This window comes from Lysinibacillus sp. A1, from assembly GCF_000801965.1.
Taxonomy (GTDB): domain Bacteria; phylum Bacillota; class Bacilli; order Bacillales_A; family Planococcaceae; genus Lysinibacillus; species Lysinibacillus fusiformis.
In genome coordinates, this window is sequence record NZ_JSZM01000017.1 from 155924 (window position 1) to 176570 (window position 20647).

At 37.1% G+C, this 20647-nt stretch carries 9 protein-coding genes; 4 read left to right on the forward strand and 5 right to left on the reverse strand.

Annotated elements, in window-relative coordinates:
- Window positions 1-2: 2 nt before the first annotated feature.
- Entirely contained in the window at window positions 3-833 is an 831-nt protein-coding gene (locus PI85_RS15345) for a flagellin (protein WP_008181370.1), read from the forward strand.
- Between the two features lie 39 nt (window positions 834-872).
- Here the strand turns inward: PI85_RS15345 and csaB are convergent, their stop codons facing one another.
- The 5 genes from csaB to PI85_RS15370 all read right to left on the reverse strand — a co-directional run bounded on the left by csaB (window position 873) and on the right by PI85_RS15370 (window position 8354).
- Entirely contained in the window at window positions 873-1952 is a 1080-nt protein-coding gene (gene csaB / locus PI85_RS15350) for a polysaccharide pyruvyl transferase CsaB (protein WP_036123093.1), read from the reverse strand.
- On the reverse strand, window positions 1952-3865 hold the full coding sequence (locus PI85_RS15355) for a DUF5693 family protein (RefSeq protein WP_036123095.1): 1914 nt from the start codon (window positions 3863-3865) through the stop codon (window positions 1952-1954). Before PI85_RS15355 ends, csaB begins: the two co-directional genes overlap by 1 nt.
- 20 nt (window positions 3866-3885) lie before the next feature.
- On the reverse strand, window positions 3886-5442 hold the full coding sequence (locus PI85_RS15360; RefSeq protein ID WP_036123098.1) for a polysaccharide biosynthesis protein: 1557 nt from the start codon (window positions 5440-5442) through the stop codon (window positions 3886-3888).
- Window positions 5439-6179, reverse strand: a complete 741-nt coding sequence (locus PI85_RS15365) for a WecB/TagA/CpsF family glycosyltransferase (RefSeq protein ID WP_036127576.1) — start codon at window positions 6177-6179, stop codon at window positions 5439-5441. Before PI85_RS15365 ends, PI85_RS15360 begins: the two co-directional genes overlap by 4 nt.
- A 324-nt stretch (window positions 6180-6503) precedes the next feature.
- Window positions 6504-8354, reverse strand: a complete 1851-nt coding sequence (locus PI85_RS15370; protein ID WP_036123101.1) for an S-layer homology domain-containing protein — start codon at window positions 8352-8354, stop codon at window positions 6504-6506.
- A gap of 631 nt (window positions 8355-8985) precedes the next feature.
- Here PI85_RS15370 and PI85_RS15375 point away from each other — a divergent pair.
- The 3 genes from PI85_RS15375 to PI85_RS15390 all read left to right on the forward strand — a co-directional run bounded on the left by PI85_RS15375 (window position 8986) and on the right by PI85_RS15390 (window position 20502).
- Window positions 8986-12060, forward strand: a complete 3075-nt coding sequence (locus PI85_RS15375; protein ID WP_082011582.1) for an Ig-like domain-containing protein — start codon at window positions 8986-8988, stop codon at window positions 12058-12060.
- A 2026-nt stretch (window positions 12061-14086) separates the two neighbouring features.
- Window positions 14087-15898: a 5'-nucleotidase C-terminal domain-containing protein gene (locus PI85_RS15385; protein WP_052323529.1), complete on the forward strand. Its 1812-nt coding sequence runs from the start codon at window positions 14087-14089 to the stop codon at window positions 15896-15898.
- A gap of 95 nt (window positions 15899-15993) precedes the next feature.
- Window positions 15994-20502: an endonuclease gene (locus PI85_RS15390; protein ID WP_036123107.1), complete on the forward strand. Its 4509-nt coding sequence runs from the start codon at window positions 15994-15996 to the stop codon at window positions 20500-20502.
- The last annotated feature ends 145 nt before the right edge of the window (window positions 20503-20647 follow it).

Consider the following 20647-nt stretch of genomic DNA (forward strand, 5'->3'; position numbering starts at 1 on the left):
AAATGTTAGGTAATTGGTCGGCTACGGGGATGTCGATCTTGAATAATATGAATCGACATTACGGTGCTATGAGTAAAGCAATGCTACGAATTTCTACAGGTTACCGAATTAATAGTGCAGCAGATGATCCAGCCGGTCTTGCCATATCTGAAAAAATGCGTGCTCAAATTCGCGGATTGAATATGGGGGCAAAGAATATACAGGATGGCATCTCATTAGTGCAGACAGCAGAGGGCGCATTAAATGAGACACATGCGATGATTCAGCGTATGCGAGAACTGGCAGTGGAGGCAGCCAATGATACATTGACGGATGAAGACCGGAAACAACTGGATTTGGAGTTCCAAGAGCTGAAGAAGGAAATTCAACGTATATCAACCGATACTGAATTTAATACAAAAACATTACTGAACGGCGATTATGAAACAAATGGGATTAAAATACAGGCAGGTGCCAATGCAGGGCAGAGCATTGAATTGTTGATCAATGGTGTCGGTTCAGAAGCACTAGGTTTGAAAGATGTTTCGATTGCTACGAGGGATGAGGCAGATAAGGCTATATCTTCTATGGAAGACGCTTTAAAACGAGTATCCAATGAACGTTCTCGTCTTGGTGCCTATCAAAACCGTTTGGAACATGCCTATAATGCCAATGTGAATACCGCAGAGAATTTACAAGCAGCAGAGTCACGAATTCGAGACGCTGATATTGCAAAAGAGATGATGAATATGGTAAAAGCCCAGATTTTAATGCAGGCTAGTCAATATGTTTTGGCGATGCATATGCAGCAGGCACAGTCCGTTTTAAAATTATTAGAGGTCGGAAAAAAATGATGAATTTCAATTAATATTGAAATTCATCATTTTTAATGTTTATTTAGAAAAAGTCTCAATCGCTAATTTAGCCGTTGCTGTAGCTTCGTGCTGTAATGGCAGCACAGCCTGACGCATATTTTCTTGAACGGTCGTATACGATTCTAGAATGGCGATCGCTCGTTCGAACAATGTGACACCGTTCCAATCATCCTTCTCGACATGCCCAATTACCGGTTGATCAACAATATCAGCAAATGCATCAATTTTCGGATCATACGAAATGGCGATAAACGGTGTAGCATAAATGGCAGAAAAAATTAGGGAATGTAATCGCATCCCAATTAATAATTGAGATTGTCCAATAACCGCGATTTTTTCCTCAATGGATAAATCGGAAGGAGCAATTAAGCTTTTTTCCTGCATGAGTGCTGCCACTTCCTGAGAAGTTTTAAAATCATGCTCACCATGCATGGGTAAGAAAACAATTTGCTCACCCTGACGCACTAATTGGTCTAGGCTATGTGCTATTTTTTCTTTATACGCTATTGTAGATGGCCAGTCACGAACACTAACTGATATATAGCTTTCGGCTGTTAGAGATTCATATTCTAACCATTCACAATGAAAGTCGCCACCGTTTAGCCCCATAACAGGATCCGGCACGATTTTAGCCTCTTTACGTACACCAATCTCTGTTAAAAGAGTTTGGGAAGCTTTATCTCTAATGGTAATTTGATCAACCTTGTTAAAGGTTTTACGCACGATAAATTTACTAAGAGTGTGGTTGATTGGGCCCATACCTTGGGCGTAAACAAATACTGGCTTTTTCAGCCATTTTGCAATTTGAATAACGCCCGCATAGTAAGGAATAGTTTTCATGCCAGTTTGATCCTGCATTAAACTGCCGCCGCCACTAATAAGTCCATCAGCTGTTTTAAGCAATTGGTGGATTTCTTTCATTTTCCAACGATTCACGGCTTTCACGCCATACGTTTGCTCTGTAGCAGAAGGGTTATTCGACAATACAGTGATTTCTATATCATGTTGCCATTTCTTCAAGCCTTGAATAATGGACAACAGAATAGCATCATCTCCGACATTATCGAAACCATAATAGCCAGATAAAACAATGTGCATTATGACCACCTCGCGATTGCCTTAGAAACCCAACGATAACCTACTTTGAAAATTAGGATAAAGACCAGTCCTATAACAAAACCAAGAGACACACTGTATAGTGTACGCAATACAGAAACAGCTACTGGAATGTGTAAATGTGTAAAGGTGTTAACGATTGATAAGAACCCGATCACACCTGGTACGAGTAAGATACTACCCCATTTGCGATTAATGCCCATTACGTATAATGCTAAAACAAAGAATGGGAAACCAATTAAGAATTCCTTCGTTCTTGGTCGTACATATAAGGTATTTTCTAGCCATTGTCTAAACGCTAATTCTAAATCGCTAACTGAGCCAGAGTTACCAGTTCGGCTAATGTAGAATAAACCGATACCCGCCACCACAATTAGTAGAAGTACATGCCAATATTTTAATTCTTTGTTTAACAATGTTACCGTATTTGATAAAGATTTTTTAATATTTTGATCAGCTAGTCGGTTGATCTCAATTAATGTAAATAGGAGGACGCCCATAATTGGAATCAGATAAACTAACTTCACGCCTTTGAACGTAGCAAAGCCTGTCATAAAGGCATTGCCATTTAATAAGCCAATGACAATAACAATCCCGATAAGGCTAATCGCTACTGCCTTCAAGTATTGCACAAGAATTTTAGACATTTTCGTAGAACCTTGAGCCGATTTAATTACGGCATAGGTAGGTGCAAGGACTGCAATAATTAATGCAAATGCCTGTAAGAATAGAGTACTTTTCAGGATAAAGTATGCAATAGCTAGTACTGTCATAAATCCAGCTGCCGCAAAGCGTAGAGGCAACCATTTGACTAATTCTGAAACGATAAAGGTAAATAAAATACCTGCTAATAATACAGCCGCTGTGACCCAGGCTGGTACAGCTACCTTATCAAACAGCTTTGGCTCGCCAGGTTGGAAATGATCTGGCATTGCATCGTGTACTCCATTTAAGTAGTCAATTGTTTGCTCCACATTTTCCTTGGCATTACCAGTTGTTTTAATATGGTAGAAGATAGAGCGGATATTACGCTCTTTTACAGCTCTTGTTGTACGGTCAATACTTTCATTTAACTTTAATTTCGTTTGTCTGTTGATGTTAATACTATGCAAACGAATCATCTTGTAATCGGTCTTTTGGGCGATTTTACTTTCGCCCTTCAATGGATTACTTTCAATTGTATAGAAGTAATAGCCAGCATCACTTAATTTTTCTACTAATTGATGGCCGTCTTCTTGTCCAAAGCCAATCGCTTCATCGCCTTGACCAAGCAAGCGACCTGATGAACCATCTTTTAAAGCTAGTAATTGATTCACCAATTTATCGTTAGCCACTTCATTATCGGCATTTTCCACTTTAAAGACATAGCCTAATCCATGCTTACTAATGACATCCATAGCAGGTTGATCGTAGCCAATTGGTGTTTTTAAGTCAAAGTTATGGTTAGAAGTAGGGAGGAAATAAAAAGCCTCTTCTCCTATTTGAACTTCCTCTGGCTCTACGCTATTTTTGATGAGTTTTTGGTAGTCAGCATTTTCAGGTACTCGAATATAGTAACCACTCTTTGAACGATCAACAGCATCTTTATAAGGTGTAAATAATAATTGTGCTGCTAGGTCGTTTTCTTTATAAACAGTAATTAAATTTTGTTTTTCCATTTCCTTTAACGTTAAAGGCTCTAGACTAACAGTTGTCAGTCCAGCTTCCTTTAAGGAAGAAAGGATTTCATCCATTGTTAAATCACTGTTTTTATCTGCAGTTTGTATTTCATCAAAGGGAATCACAATTTCATAAGAATCATTCGATTGCTCCGCATTCCACCTCATCATAATACCTGTGGAGGAAACGACGAGTAAAAGAACAATAATTCCCCAAAGCCATTTCTGTTTCGACATAAGTGTCCTACCTTTCTTATTTATGAAAATCTTTTTCCGATAACAGGGATTTTCTTTAAATCTTGCTTATGAATAGCTTTCATTACCCAAAGTAAAAGGAAGTATATAGCTCCTCCAACGATGATGGCAATAGTCAGATAGCCCATTGCCCACATACGAGACCAATGTGTAAAATCAAGCCAAAGCGTTGGTAAACCAACGGCTGCTCCCATTACGATCGAAGACACAATCATTTTCACCGTATCTTTTCCAAGAACAGTAAAGCGAATCATACGATATATAAAGACAGTATTCACAATAAATAACACAAAGTACACCAATAAAGTTGCATAGGCAGCACCATCTAGACCAAATGCTTGAATGAAGAAGATGTTCGCAAACACCTTCAGAACAACGCCACTTAAAATAATAAGAGCGCCTGTTTTAGCAGCATTCATTCCCTGTAAAACACCAGTTCCGAGAAGAGTCAGAGATGTAAAGACCGAGCTAAGGTTAATCATGGCTAACATTAAGCTTCCCTCTAAGTCCTTGAAAAGGGCTAGATTTAAAGGCAAGGTTAAGGCTAGCAGTCCAATAGCAGCCGGCCATGATATTAGATGAGTCATACGGTGTGTTCGCTCAATAATACTGCGTGTTTCATCCATTTTACGTTCGGCAATCTTAGTAGTAATGAGTGGCACAAGCGGTAAAATAATCGAAGACGCAAATACAGTCGTAATTTGAACTAATGTCAGCCCGCGACCATATATTCCGTAAAGGAAGCTAATTTCACTTGCGTCAGCGCCTGCATTTCTCAAGCCATATGTGACTGTAAATGAATCTACAAAGTTAAAAAGTGCCATTGTAACAGAACCAATTGCAATTGGAATGGAGATCTTTAAAATAGTCTTACTATATGTGGAGAAATCCTTGCTAGAATATTTTTCCTTGTTCGTTACTTTTACCGAAGAACGGAAATATTTATAGAGTAAATAAACAAGTGAACCGATTGCCCCAAGGACAGAACCAGCCATAATTCCACCAGCTACAATATCATTTGAATAATCCATCGCAACTAGGAAATACGCAACAATTAGAATTAATGCAACTCGAACTAACTGTTCAATTACTTGAGAGATAGCAGTAGGTCGCATATCTCCAAAGCCTTGGAAAAAGCCACGATAGACGGCCATATAAGGAGCCACAAGTAATGTCAGTGCCACAATAATTAACGCAATTTCTGTTGATGGTCCACCAAGTGCATTCGCTATCTGTGCTGAAAAACCGTAAATGATTGTAAAACTAATGACGCCAAATGATAGGGCAAGGATTCTTGCGGTTACATAAATTTTCTTTATTTTGGCAGTATCCTTACTTGAGTTGGCCTCCGCAATCAATTTAGAAATAGCAATAGGGATACCCGCAACAGATAAATACAAAGCTACCATATAGACAGGATAGACAAGACTGAAAATACCCAGTACTTCGTCACCAGCAATATTTTGAAGGGGTATACGGAAAATGCTTCCGATTACCTTAGAAAGTAATGTCGCGATGGTTAAGACGAGTGTACTTTTGACAAATGTTGATTGACTCATTTTGCTGTGCCCTGCCCTCTAAGCTTTAATGAGAAAACCTTTAAAGCAAAACGTGGAAGAACAAGCATTCTTATAAATCGACTTGGCTGGCGAAGTAATCGATAAAGCCACTCAAGATTTAACTTTTGCCAGATGACTGGTGCACGCTTCACGGTGCCAGCGATGACATCGAAGGAGCCACCTACACCAATAAATACGCCCTTTGAAAACTTGTCCAGATTTTCAGTAATCCATTTTTCCTGTCTCGGTACTCCTAAAGCAACAAACACCAAATCAGGTTGTAAGGCTGCGATATCATCGGCAATGTGATTGTTATTCCAATCAAAGAAGCCATCATGATAGCCAACAACTTCAACATTTGGATAATTCTTATGAATATTGGCAATGGTCTTTTCAATTGTTTCTTTTTGTGCACCCAATAAATAAATTTTAAAGCGCTTTTGTTGACCAACCTCCAACAGTTTCACCATGGTATCATAGCCTGTCACACGCTCTGGAAGTGAATCTCCAAGGATTTGAGCAGCCTTAACCACACCGATGCCATCCGCACAAATGTAGGTTGCCTGATTTAAATATCCCTTCACAGTAGGATTTTCATTTGCCTGCATGACAACTTCAGGATTGGCTGTCACAACGAAAGTTTTTTCTTGCTGTTCAATACGATTAACAAGTAGATCTACAAACCCCTGCTGACTAATATGTAAAAAGGGTACGCCCATAATCGTTACATGCCTCATATAGTGTTCAAACCTTTCTGTAATTCCTTTTTCACTGCAATCTATCATACCATAAAAGCAATATTGACAGGAAATTTTCGATAATAGTTCACCTATTGATAGAGGCTGCATAAAAGGGGATTCATCGTTATAAAAAGGGTAATCCCCTTGCACAATACAAGAAAATGAAACTAAAAAATGCACTAATTTTTAGGAGGGAAAGGTATTGATCCTAAAAGGGCGATTTGAGTTTCTTCTATTATATAGTGTTTTATATTCGTGTCATGAAGACAACAAAAAGAGTGCGAAACAATATCGCACTCTTTTTTAGATGATCGTGGAAAATCATTTTTTCACAATATAATCGCCGTGCACCCAGCCGGTTTTGCCATTATAGATAACCTGATACCAGGCACCATTTTTTATGAATTCGCCTTTATCATCTACTGCACCGATAATAAAGCCATTTGGTCTAACTGTACCTAGTATAGCAGCTGTTGTTGACGGTTCGCTTCGAACATTGAGCGTGATGTTCATGTTAACAATCTGTAAACCATTTTCTAGCTGAACATAATCATCAAACACCCAGCCCTCTTGTCCATTGACACTTATTTTGAACCAACCACCATTTTCTCCAAGTACTTTGAAGGATGTATCTTTAGGTAAATTCGTCATTATGGATGCAGCATCTGCAGTATTAGGATACGTTCTCATATTGAGATTAGTAGTAGCCTTTCCGATTGCCCCAGCTATATAGGAATCTAAAGCATATTGCTTCGTAGGGCTTGGTAAAGATGGAGCGGAAGGCTGACCCTGATAAGCTGGAACATCAAACACTATATTCGTTGTCGTATGTGCACCAACTAATTCATAAATATCATAAATCTTTTTCGCCTGAATGACTGCCCACATTACATGTGTAGCATATTGATGGACGGTTGGATTATCAGGGTTCCAGCGCATTTTATATAACGTGTCTTGTCCTTTACTAATATACTGATCTTTGACAAATTGAGCTCCACCGATAATCGCATCCTGCACGGTAAACCAACCATTTGTATAAGCACGCTCAGCACCAAATTTATTAGCATCTGCATCAATAGCACCAATACCATAAGCATTATACGTTTTCTTAATAGCGGTTAAACTGTCTCTATTTTCAGGAGTGACCATCACTGGCTTTCCACCCGTATCTAAGCCTACCTCAATGCCATTCATAAGCGCAGAGGCACCATTAGCTGTTTCATGTAAAGCATGTGATACCAGATAGATAGCATTTACATTATTATCGACACCCGCCTTAATAAAGGCATCAGCCATACCTGCTAAGCTTCCTTTATTAGCAAGTACCTTGTCATTTAGTTCCTTGGCATTCAGATTATTGACCACAGTGGATAATTTTAAAAATTGATAAAAAGATGGGCTTTCCTGCATAACGCTCTTTGGGTGTACATAGTATGACACTAGTGCGTCGCTAGCAGTAAAAATGCCAGCACCGTCGACCTTTGGATTATTGGCAGTTTGTTTATTAACCACCGAGGAATAGTCAAATGAGTAATTCGTCGTTATATATTCCTTTCCACCAGTTTCTGGTGCGTCTAAATGAATTAAACGATAGAGAACGGTCGCTGCTTCAGCACGAGTTGTTTGTGCAAGTGGTGCAAATTGATTACTTGGCTTCCCTACAAGTAGCCCTGATGTTACGACAGCTTGTACATCAGCATAGGCCCATTTTGCGATACGAGCATTGTCACTAAAGTTAATAGGGGAGGAAGATGTAAGGATGTTTTGATAATTAAGAGCTCTTTTTAACATAGCCGCCATTTCCTGACGATTAATATGTGCGTTCGGGTTGAATTTTCCCTGCTCGTCACCTTTAATCAGACCATGATAGCTCGCTTGCTCGATTACTCCGTAGTACCAGTCGCCTTTCTTTACATCTGAGAAGGTTGCTTGACTAGAAGCAGCTGGCAAGTTAAGCGTTCTGACTAGAAATGCTGCGAATTCAGCTCGAGTAACAGCATCGTTTGGACGATAATTGCCAAACTCGTCACCCTTCATTAAATCGTTCGTAATAAGATAGTTCATTTCATGATAGGCCCAGTGCTTCGAAATATCTTCTGCTGAAGCGGTAGTAGGCGCAAGATAGAGCATACCTGCAAGCACTGCCCCGTAAAGAGGAAATTTTCGTTTCATGTTTCAAGCTCCCTTCAATAGCTGATAATTGTTCTATCAAACTACCAAAAGTGTAACACAAAAAAAGGTAATCTATTATTACAACATAGGGACAGATAGATTTAGCTAGCATTTAATAATGAAGAAACTCTTAAAAAGAGAAGGAAAGAGGTGGAATTCGCTAAAAAACTCTACCTATGTTTCTGTTTCTTTACAAATATAACTAAAATATTACGGGAATCTTTAATTTTTGACAATTTAGTAACCATTCCAGAAAATGCTTGGTTATTATGGAGAGTCAGGTATAATAGGAAATGGAACTATATGTTACCAATACAATTGAGGGTAAAATTAGTTGGAAGAAAGTAGCCATCTAGTAAGTACCATGGTAAAAAAATCTTCTATATCTAAATTTATGTCCCAGTGCTTGAATTTCGGAAAAGATAATGTTATATTATTGTAGAAAGTGAATAAGCTTACTAGAATGGTATTCTACTACTCTTTTTCTAGTAACTTTACTAAGAAAATTTGCTTTAGTTTTGAATTATTCGAGAAAGCTATAATACATAAATTTAGGCAACTAATTATGGTGATACTATAGTTTTCATCGGAATAATATCAATTTTTAGGAATATTAGGGAGGAATAAATTAATGGCAAAGCAAAACAAAGGCCGTAAGTTCTTCGCGGCATCAGCAACAGCTGCATTAGTTGCATCAGCAATCGTACCTGTAGCATCTGCTGCACAATTAAACGACTTCAACAAAATCTCTGGCTACGCTAAAGAAGCAGTACAATCTTTAGTAGACGCTGGTGTAATCCAAGGGGATGCTAACGGCAACTTCAACCCACTTAAAACTATCTCACGTGCAGAAGCTGCTACAATCTTCACTAATGCTTTAGAATTAGAAGCAGAAGGCGCTGTAGACTTCAAAGACGTTAAAGCAGATGCTTGGTACTACGATGCTATCGCAGCAACTGTAGAAAACGGAATTTTTGAAGGTGTAAGTGCTACTGAATTCGCACCAAACAAACAATTAACTCGTTCTGAAGCAAATGGTAAAACAAACTTAAACCCAAATGCTCCAATTACTCGCCAAGACTTCGCAGTTGTATTCTCACGTACTGTTGAAAACGTAGATGCTACTCCAAAAGTTGACAAAATCGAAGTAGTTGACGCTAAAACTTTAAACGTTACTTTATCTGATGGTACTAAAGAAACTGTTACTTTAGAAAAAGCTTTAGAGCCTAATAAAGAAACAGAAGTTACTTTCAAAATTAAGGATGTTGAATACAAAGCTAAAGTTACTTATGTTGTAACTACAGCTACTGCAGTTAAATCTGTATCTGCAACTAACCTTAAACAAGTAGTAGTAGAGTTCGACGGTAAAGTTGATCCATCTACAGCTTCTGAAAAAGATAACTATACTCTTTCTGGTGCTAAAAATCCTGTGGTTGATTCAGTAATTGTTGCAGAAGATGGTAAATCAGTAACTTTAAATGTTGTTGACCACCTTGAAAATCAATCAGAATACAAATTAGCTCTTAACAACATTAAAGCTGGCGATAAAGTTTTAAATGTTAAAGATTTAAAATTCAAACCACTTGACAATACGGTACCAACTGTTGCTAAAGTAGAAGCTTTAGGTAACAAAACTATCCGTGTACAATTCAGCGAGCCAGTGAAACCTGCTCAAACATCACAATTCCAAATTGATGGTAAAACAGTTGTTGGTTCAATCCAAACTAACTTAAACACTGTTATCATTAAATTATCTTCTACTCTAACAGATGGAGAACACACTCTAACTGCTGAAGGTACTCAAGATTACAACAACTTCAAAACAGTGAAAGCTGATACTAAATTCAACGTTGTTGAAGATAAAACTGCTCCAACTGTAACTTCTGTTGTAAGTGCTTCATTTGAGAAAGTAGTTCTTAAATTCTCTGAGCCTGTAGAGCAAGTATTTGCTTCTAACGTTTACTGGATGCAAGGAGGAGCTAAAAAAACAGCTTCAACTGTAAAACAACTTACTGATGATACGTTTGAATTCACATTTAATTCTGACAATAAACTTGTTTACACAACAGATTTATATGTTACTAATGTGAAAGACTACTCTGGTAACGTAATTGATAAAGATACTAAAGTTCAAGTAACTCCTGTAATCGATCAAACACGTCCAGAAGTTATCAGTTCTACGTTTGTTAAAGACAAAGATAACAAAGAAATCTTAATCAAGTTCACTAAAACTTTAGATTCAGAAACAGCTGGAAAAGCTGCTAACTATGTAATTAAAGATAAAGATGGTAAAGTTCAACCTATCTCAAGTACAGTTAATGTAAAAGATAAAGAAGTTACTATCAAACTTTTAAATTCTTTAAAAGATAATACTGATTACACTTTAGCTATTAATGGTGTAAGTGATAATACTACATTGAAAAATGTTATGCTTCCATACACAACAACTTTATCAGTTAAAGATGTTACACCACCAACAGTAGAAAAAGTTACGCGTTTAAACAGCACTCAACTTTATGTTCAGTTCAGTGAAGCAATGTCTACAAGTGGTGATGGATCAGTAGTAGATTCTTCTAAATACACTATTAAAAACTTAGAGACTAATAAAACACTTACTCCTGCATCATTTAATGTAACTAGTGATTCAAAAGGTGTTATTATTACATTTAACGAAGGTCTTTCTCAAGTAGTTGGTAAAAATGAAGTTACTATTCAGTTAGTTAAAGACTTAGCTGATAACTATCTAAAAGATTTAAAAGCTACTAAAACTGATATTGTAGCTGCTAAAACAGCTGTAACAACTGTAACTGCAGTTGATAAAAAGAAAATCGAAGTAGAGTTTGATACTGCGATCCAATCTTTAAATGCAGGCGACTTTAAATTCGGTGACTATAAAGTAGATTACTCTGAACTATCTGCTAATGGAAAGAAAGCTACTTTCACATTACAAACTGAGTTAAACGAAGATGTTAAAGTAAATAACGCTCGTGTACAACTTACTATCAATAATGCTCAAACAGTTGATATTTTAGGTGAAAAAATTGCTGACATCACAGTTGGTAAAAATGTAGAAGATGAAATTAAAGCTACTGTTAAAGGTGAACCTGTTGCAGTAGGTACTACTGGTACTCAAATTAAATTCACATTTAACGAAGCTGTTACTGCTACGCCAGAAGCAAAATCAGACTTTATCGTTAAAGATGCTCAAGATAAAACTGTAGAAGTTTCTTCTGTTAGTTCTACAGGTAACGAAGTAACTGTTACTTTAGCAACTCCAGTTGCAGTAGCAACAATTTCAACTGCTAAAGATGTTCGTTACATCAAAGATGGTGCGGGCAATACAATTGTAAACATTGAACCTAAAACAGTTGAATTACCTATTGTAGCAGATACTACTGCTCCAACTTTAACTGCTGTTGGTGTACCAACACCTACAGCTACTGGTGGGGTTTTAGAATTCACTTCTAATGAAGCTGGTACTTATTCTTATTTAGTACTTGCTGATGCTGATCCGGCACCAACTGCTGATCAAGTTATTGCTCAAGGTACTGCTGTAGCTAAAGGAACTGGTGCTGCAACTGCTGCTGCAAATACAGTAAATTTAACTACATTAACAACAGGAACTGCTTATAAAGCATACGTAGTAGTTGTTGATGCTGCTGGAAATAAATCTTTAGTTTCAACTGCTACATTTACAACTCTTTAATAAAATTAAACGAAACGTTACTCTATAAGCTGATTCATTCAGTGAAATGAGTGGAACAGAAAACCCTATGTCTTGCATTATGCAATTAATATAGGGTTTTCTTTCTAACTGTTACTTCCAATTAGCAGGTGAAAGTCCTGTTCTTGTAAAACAGTCAGTCTACAAGTACCTAATCCTCCTGCATCCAGTGCTGTGCTGAATGACACAAAAGGGATGAAGTCAGGTGAAGTCGTACCCGGTGACACGGGGCGGGGTTCTTTAAAAGATTTCTATGGTTAGGCAGACGAATCCATGTAGGCAGGGTAAGCTAATGTACGGTGCGAAATAAAGCTAGGAGTTCACTGTACATCCCTATAGTCGAAATACTATAGTGGCGATCGATGAATTGACTGTTAAACCGGTCGTTCTTACTCCTGGATAGTGGAAACCTAAGGAAATCAAAATAAGGGATGGAAGTAGTGGAACGTTTGAAGTCTTATTAGAAGAGGTGTGTCAGCACCAGTGAGGCTAATAAGATGGCAGCGGGTTTGTAGTAGTGTGGATTGCTAGCCGTTTGGACTTGTATGGTAACATATGAGAAGGGTAAAACTAGCAGGAGCGAAGAAACCCAGTCAGTGGTAGATCTATAAGAAACTTATTTCCCCAAATTTGTTTCTTTAAAAGTTAAATTCAGAGGCAATCATATTATATGATTGCCTCTTTTTTTATTTTGTATTTACTCAATGAAAGAAAGTAAACTTTGGATAGAAGAATGCTCATTCAAGTTAATATAGAGAGATTCCATGTATGTTTATTATATTTCTTAACCAATGTAATCTGATTTTTAATACAAAGCTTCTCTTAATAAAGCAATACCAAACTCTTAAAAGTTTAACTTCTAAGTATTTAATGCTTGAATAACTTTAATGAAAAAAGGCGATGAATAAGTAAAAATCATTAGGTAGGTTAAATATGGAATTTTATAAAGAAAAAGAAATCTTTTGCTACAGTTGTCGTAAAAAAACTATATTTACTTATAGAGATACGTATAGAAAGAACGGGGTAGACAGTCATTGTAGTGAATGTTCTGGGATTTGGTTTGAATGGCAAAATAGAGCTGTTGAGAGGGAAATGGAAAAGTGGATTGACTATAATAAACAGCTTATCAAATGACTGATAGGCTGTTTATCAATATTTAATCGAGAAGTTTATATTAGAAGCTCTGTAAAGAAAGTGTGTTGCTTTGAAATGTAATTTGAACAAAAATGCCTTGCAATCCTTTATTTTGCGTTAAATAAGAAGAATCCTTTTTGAAAAAAGATTGATCAAAAGGGATTCTTCTGTAGCAGTTTTAAGTTTAAGTTAGGTTTTATAAGTTTGATTATTTCTACCTGTGTTGCTCCAAAATCGCGCCCTTTAATGGAATAACTAAACTTCATTTTGTGGTTTTTAAGTGTGTTTCCAAACATTCATTTGAGAGCGTTCTTGAGGGTTAATTTGTATTGTTTATACATCTTTTTCACACTAAAAGAATAAACCTATTTTTGCTTACTTTCTTTTTCAGTAGAGCAATTCATAAGAAAGGACTTACCTTCGGGTGAGTCCTTTTCTTTTTTCTATCACTTTCCTGTGTGATTCTTTTTACGTTTATTTAGAAACTATATTTATTCCCCATCCAAAGAAGAACCTCCTAAACTGCTTTCATTTAGGAGGTTCTTCTTTTTATTGATCTATTTTGCCGGCAGCATGTTGGAACTGTAAATCTATTGATAATATTTTTTAAAATTTATCAAATTTTCTATGATAGCTATTACATTACTAATATTACAATTTATTTACATACTATAGATACTATAAAAATAGTGCATTAACATTACTATGTTTACATATATATTGTAGTGGGGAAATAAGTTTTGAATATTTAGACTATTGATGGCACGCCGTATGCGATGAAAGTCGCCTGTACGGTGTAGGCCCAAACCGAAAGCCCAGATAGAGAGATGTGGTATAAGGTGGGAATGGCAATGAGCAGTTTACTTTGTCGTTAATGCATTCGAACGACACGCATGCTAATTTAGCGAATATCGCTAGAAAGGTAACCGCTGTGAAGGAGGTTAGAGCTAAAAAACCGAACGCATTATTATTAGATGCAGGTGATGTTTTCTCGGGAACTTTATATTTTAACGAATTTAAAGGACAAGCTGATTTAGCGTTTATGAATTTAATGAAGTATGATGTCATGACTTTCGGGAACCATGAATTTGATTTAGGCGCTACTCCTGAGGGACATCAAGCCTTAGTTGATTTCATTAAAGGCTCGCAATTCCCATTCGTTTCTTCTAACGTTGATTTTTCAAAGGACACAAAGTTCACAGGTTTATTTACGGATTTTATCTCTAGTGAGCCTCAAAACGGAAAAATCTACAATGGAATAATTAAAGAAGTGAATGGAGAGAAAGTAGGTATTTTCGGATTAACAACGGCTGAAACGAAAGATATATCGTCTCCAGGCAGTATTGCGTTTGAAGATTATATTACAGAAGCCAAAAAAGCAGTCAAAGCCTTTGAAGATAAAGGTGTTAATAAAATTATTGCCTTAACGCATATTGGTTTTGATGATAATCCAGCGTATGATAACGATCAAATTTTAGCAAAATCTGTTGAAGGAATTGATGTGATTGTAGGTGGGCATAGTCATACCCAGCTAGATAAACCAGTTGTGGTAGATAAAAATATTGCTGGACAAGCAAAGGCTGCTACATTGATTGTTCAAGCCTATCAGTACAATGATTATTTAGGAACTTTAGATGTTACCTTTAATAACAAAGGGGTTGTCGTTGCGCATAATGGGGCTTTGTTAAAAGTAGCTGATTATGCAGAGGATGCGCAGGCGCTTGCAACATTAAAACCATTTAAAGATAAAGTTGAAGAGCTTTCTAATACAGAGACTGGGGCATCCGCAAGTATTGCCTTAGATAATCCTCGAACAGGTGGAGATAATACAAAACCAAGTGTTCGAAAAAATGAAACTCCGTTAGGCAATTTAATTACAGATGGAATGCTAAAGAAGGCTAAACAGTATAACAATGATGTCATTATGGCACTTCAAAATGGTGGGGGTATTCGAGCTGGTATTAATCAGGGGCCCATTACAGTGGGGGAAGTCATAACGGTACTTCCTTTTGGTAATACTTTAGCGACGATGAGCCTAACTGGCAAAGAATTAAAAGAAGCTTTAGAAGTAAGTGTTGGACAATACCCAGCTGAAAATGGTGGTTTCTTACATGTTTCGGGTGCAAAGGTTGAGTTCGATTCATCTAAAGCAAAGGGTCAACGAATTGTTAAAGTTTCATATATGGATGGACAAGGGAAATATGTAGAGATTCAGGATAATGTCACGTATACAATAGCTACAAATGCGTTTACAGCTAAAGGTGGAGATGGCTATGATGTCTTCAAAAAAGCATACGAAGAGGGCCGTGTGACCGATTTAGGTTTATCAGATTGGGAAAACCTTGCTGAGCATATTACGTCTCTTGGCACAGTCAATCCAAAAGTTGAGGGAAGAGTTGTAGACGTTTCCAACAGTCAAGTACCTGACGAAACTATTGCTGAAACTGAATTCTCCGGCACAGTTACTACCCCTAAAGTATATGAAGGCAATGTAACAGTTGATATTAACAATATTTCAATCTTAGAAAATGCTGTAGTGAAGGGTCATTTAATCATAACAGGTACTGTCACAAATGAATTATCATTTGTAAATGTAAAAGTAGAAGGAAATCTAGATCTTTCCAAAATAGATGTTGATAAAGTGGATTTCGATGGAATCACAGTGAATGGAGAAACAATTCTATAAGTTTAATTGCAAAGCCTTCTATTCAGAGAGTAGAGGCTTTGCAATTAATTTTTACAAAAAAAAACCTTCCTAAAATTGAAAGGAGAATTGACTTGATGTCCAAGAAGAATTGGAAAAAACCCGTAAATGCCTTTTTAGCAACCACACTAGTAGCAGGCGTTGTCGCACCAGTAGCACCACTTACAGTTAAAGCTGAAACATTTGCAAAGGATTTAATTATTTCAGAGTATATCGAGGGAAGTTCATTTAATAAGGCAATTGAAATATACAATGGTACGGGCTCACCAGTGGATTTAAGTAATTATACATTAGAGCTTCATACAAATGGTGCAGTGGCCGCTGATAAAACAATGAATCTATCAGGTGTTTTAGATAATGGAGCAACGTATGTTGTCTATCATAAAGATGCTGATGCTGCTATAAAAGCAAAAGGGAATCTTGAAAATTCGATTGTTATCAACTTTAATGGCAATGATCCAATCGTCTTAAAGAAGTCCTCGGAAATAATTGACTCAATTGGACAGGCTGGCTCTTCAGCAGATTTTGCAAAGGACGTCACATTAGTAAGAAAAAGCTCAGTCCTTTTTGGCGATACGAATATCTCTGACACGTTTAATTCAGGTTCAGAATGGACGACATTCCCCAATAATGATTTTTCAAATTTAGGACAGCATACAATGGATACAAATGTTGACCCCGAAAATCCAGGGCCAGTCGACCCAACGGACCCTGAAGTACCGGTTACTCTGTCGATTGGTGAGGCAAGAGCGAAAGGGATTGGGGAAACAGTAACGATTAAAGGTAAAGTAGCAGCGACCTTGAAAAATACAATCTCTGTTCAAGATGAAACCGGTGGTATTGCTGTTCGACCTACCAGTCTAGCTATGACAGTTGGGGACGAAGTAACGCTTACAGGTAAATTAGCGGACTATAGAGGGTTATTACAATTAGATAGTGCTACAATTATTGAAAAGGTTGAAAATACTGGTGCCCCTATCCCTAAACTAGTAACAGGTGCTCAAGTGAGTGAAGAGAATGAATCACAGCTAGTAACAGTTAAAAATGTAACGCTAACAGATGTGAATCAACAACCAGGCTATGCTAATTTTACGGCAAGTGATGGTACTAATTTTATTGTGCGTGATGAAACAAATACTCTTGGATTGACTAAAGATACTATCTATGAATCCATAACGGGGATTGTTCAAGAGTTCGATAAAGCTTATCAAGTGATTCCAAGATCAAAAGCGGATATCGTCGCTGATAGCTCTACTTTAAAACCTGCTATCGCATCACCTGGAAGCGGGACATTTATTGGAAAAACTAGCGTTACGTTGACTACAACTACGGCAGAAGCGGAAATTTATTTCACAGTAGATGGTTCTGATCCAACTGTTGAAAGTCAAAAATATGAGGCACCGATTGATATTACTGAAACTACTATATTAAAAGCAGTGGTCAAAGCGAAAGATGGTACTTTAAGTGAAGTGGCTACTTATGAATATACGCTTACTGATAAATTACAAATTCATGATATTCAAGGTGCTAGTCATACCTCTTCGTTCTATGGTAAAACTGTTGAAGGAATTGAGGGAATCGTAACCTACTCCTTTGCGTTAGGAGGAAACAATTATTATACAATTCAAACTCCTGATGAATGGATAGATGATGACCCGAATACATCGGAGGGAATTCTTCTATATAGCGGAAACAAGAAATTACCACTCAGCGTCGGTAACTTAGTTTCTGTGAAAGGACAAGTAAGTGAGTATGCTTATGATGGATACGATGATAGGCAGCAAACAGATTTAAAAACAACACAAATTAATGTTCGGGACGATCAGGGTGGAAAAGTAGACGTTATAAAAACTAGTGTTGCCTTACCAGAACCTATTAAAATCGATCCATTAAAAATGTCTTTCAATAACATTGACAGCGACCAGTTGCAAACGTTCAACCCAACCATCGACGCCATTGATTTTTGGGAAAGTATTGAAGGTATGCGTGTTGAAGTAGGGGATGTAAAAGCTGTTGCACCACAAGAGCATGGTGATTTAGTAACGGTACTAAAAGATGAGCAGACAAATACTCTCCATGGTGGTGTTCGGTTTGAAGAAGGTAATGCAAATCCAAATAGAATACAATTTCGTCTAGAACCTAATGGCACTGCACGTGACTTTGAAGTAGCGACAGGTGATACCTTTAAGGGTCCTATTACAGGTATTGTAGGTTATTCCTATCAAAACTTTAAAATTTATGTTCCATTAGATGAAATGAAAGCAGCTCATCAAAAAGGATCTACATCACCAGAGAAAACAAAAATTGTAAAAGCTGATGATAAACTAACGATTGCTTCATACAATCTAGAAAATTTCTCCAATAATAAATCGTCCACAACTGACGATAAGGCGAGAAAACTAGCAAGAGCTATCGGGATTGATATGGAAAGCCCGGATATTGTTGGTGTAACAGAGGTACAAGATAATAACGGGGCAACTGTAGGTGATTCGAAGGCAGATCAAAGCTATAAAAGATTAATTGACGCTATTAAAGCAGCAGGTGGCGTCGACTATCAGTATGTTAATATCGATCCAATTAACAATCAGGATGGTGGCGCACCTAACGCAAATATACGCGTGGGCTTCCTTTATAACCCAGATCGTGTGAAGCTGAAGGAGGGCATGCCAACAGGTAATGCTACTACAGCAGTGGGCTATCAAGATGGTAAATTAACATTGAATCCAGGACGTATTGATCCAACAAATACAGCGTTTAATAGTAGCCGTAAACCATTAGCTGCTCAATTTGAATTCCAAGGAGAAGATGTAGTAGTCATCGCAAACCATTGGAATTCAAAATCAGGTGACACACCATTGTTTGGTGCAATACAGCCACCTCAAAATGGTAGTGAGGTACAACGCAAAAAAATTGCACAAATTGTTTATGATTTTGTCAAAGACATTAAAACAAACAATAAGGATGCAAATATTGTCTCTTTAGGTGATTTTAACGACTATCAATTTGCAGAGGCTCTTAAAATTCATGAAGGTCAATTAATGATCAATATGATTAATAAAGTAGATGACTCTGATCGTTACACATATGTATATCAAGGAAATTCACAAGTATTAGACCATATTTTAGTATCCAATAATTTAGTTAATAAAACTGAGATTGATATCTTGCACATAAATGCAGACTTTACAGATATGGCAGGACGTGCAAGTGATCATGATCCAGTCATGGTTCAAATTGATTTGAAAAATGGTTCAAGTGTTGAACCAATACAGCCTGAAACAATCTATAATTTTAAGAACTTTAAAACTGATAAATTGACGATTACGAAACCGAGTGTGGCAGTATATTTAGATGCTCAATCTGTTATTACAAAGGGTATATTCTTAAAAGGCAACTATGCTGAATTACATGGTGAAGGATTTAAGACAACGGATGTAATCATAATTCCTGATAAAGCAGGAGCAATTATTGATCTAAAAGGTAATGCTATGAAATCTATAACGATTGACGGTTCGAATGTGAAAGAAATTAGAGGGGCTGACAAAATTGATATCCAATCAATAAAGTATATAAATGGTGCGGCTCCTGAGAAAATCAAATTTACTAATTCAAAAGGGGATCCCATTGTGGATCCTTCTTTACCGTCTGAAAATAAGCAACCTACTATTAAAAAGCCTATTACAAACAAAGTGATAGCAGTTGGAGAAGTCATTAATATTCAATTAACTGATCATTTCTCTGATCCAGATGGTGATGAATTATCGTTTACTGCTACGAAAGGTTCTATAAACGGAAAGACACTCACGCTTCATTTAACAGAGGGCAGTCATATTGTTGGGGTGACGGCTTCAGATGGCAAAAAAAGTGTGACTACAAATTTCAGTGTGACAGTATCTGCAGCCAATGATTATTATGCAGGTGCAATGAATAAAGATGGACAGGCATTAAAAAGTGCGCTTCATGACATCATTTCGAAGCAAAAAGTACTTTCTTATAATGATGTTTGGAACGCCATAAAATATACAGATGAAGACCCAAATAATTCGAGTAATGTCATCTTATTTTACTCTGGAAAATCTAGCTCTAAAACAAATAGCGGTGGAAATGTAGGGAACTGGAATAGAGAGCATACTTGGGCAAAATCCCATGGTAATTTCGGAACTAGTAATGGACCTGGAACAGATATTCATCATTTACGCCCAACGGATGTGCAGGTTAATAGCTCGAGAGGAAATTTAGACTTCGATAATGGAGGAAGTCCAGTTACTGGTTGTACGGGTTGTCTGAGGGATTCCGATTCGTTCGAACCGCCGAAACGTGTAAAAGGTGATGTTGCTCGAATGCTGTTTTACATGGCTACACGTTATGAGCCAGGAGATAAGGTTGATCTTGAATTAAATGATAAAGTAAATAATGGCTCGGCACCTTACCACGGCAAACTTTCTGTCTTATTGCAGTGGCACAAGGATGATCCAGTAGACGACTATGAAAGACAAAGAAACAATCGAATTTATGAAATCCAAGGTAATCGTAATCCATTTATCGACCATCCGGAATGGGTAGAAATGATATGGAAATCAAAATAAGTCATATGATGCTATATATTTTTCTATGTTTTAAGTCAAAACATGCAATCAATGAAATCAATAACTATTATAAGCACTCTCAGCTGAGGGTGCTTTCCTTATATCGCCATCGTCCACCCCAGTTAAGCTTTATTCCGTATTTTAG

What these genes read in the sequence shown, in the direction of transcription:
- PI85_RS15345 (WP_008181370.1), top strand. Translation starts at nt 3, where the DNA reads ATGTTAGGTAATTGGTCGGCTACGGGGATGTCGATCTTGAATAATATG.
- csaB (WP_036123093.1), bottom strand. Translation starts at nt 1,952, where the DNA reads ATGCACATTGTTTTATCTGGCTATTATGGTTTCGATAATGTCGGAGAT.
- PI85_RS15355 (WP_036123095.1), bottom strand. Translation starts at nt 3,865, where the DNA reads ATGTCGAAACAGAAATGGCTTTGGGGAATTATTGTTCTTTTACTCGTC.
- PI85_RS15360 (WP_036123098.1), bottom strand. Translation starts at nt 5,442, where the DNA reads ATGAGTCAATCAACATTTGTCAAAAGTACACTCGTCTTAACCATCGCG.
- PI85_RS15365 (WP_036127576.1), bottom strand. Translation starts at nt 6,179, where the DNA reads ATGAGGCATGTAACGATTATGGGCGTACCCTTTTTACATATTAGTCAG.
- PI85_RS15370 (WP_036123101.1), bottom strand. Translation starts at nt 8,354, where the DNA reads ATGAAACGAAAATTTCCTCTTTACGGGGCAGTGCTTGCAGGTATGCTC.
- PI85_RS15375 (WP_082011582.1), top strand. Translation starts at nt 8,986, where the DNA reads ATGGCAAAGCAAAACAAAGGCCGTAAGTTCTTCGCGGCATCAGCAACA.
- PI85_RS15385 (WP_052323529.1), top strand. Translation starts at nt 14,087, where the DNA reads ATGCATTCGAACGACACGCATGCTAATTTAGCGAATATCGCTAGAAAG.
- PI85_RS15390 (WP_036123107.1), top strand. Translation starts at nt 15,994, where the DNA reads ATGTCCAAGAAGAATTGGAAAAAACCCGTAAATGCCTTTTTAGCAACC.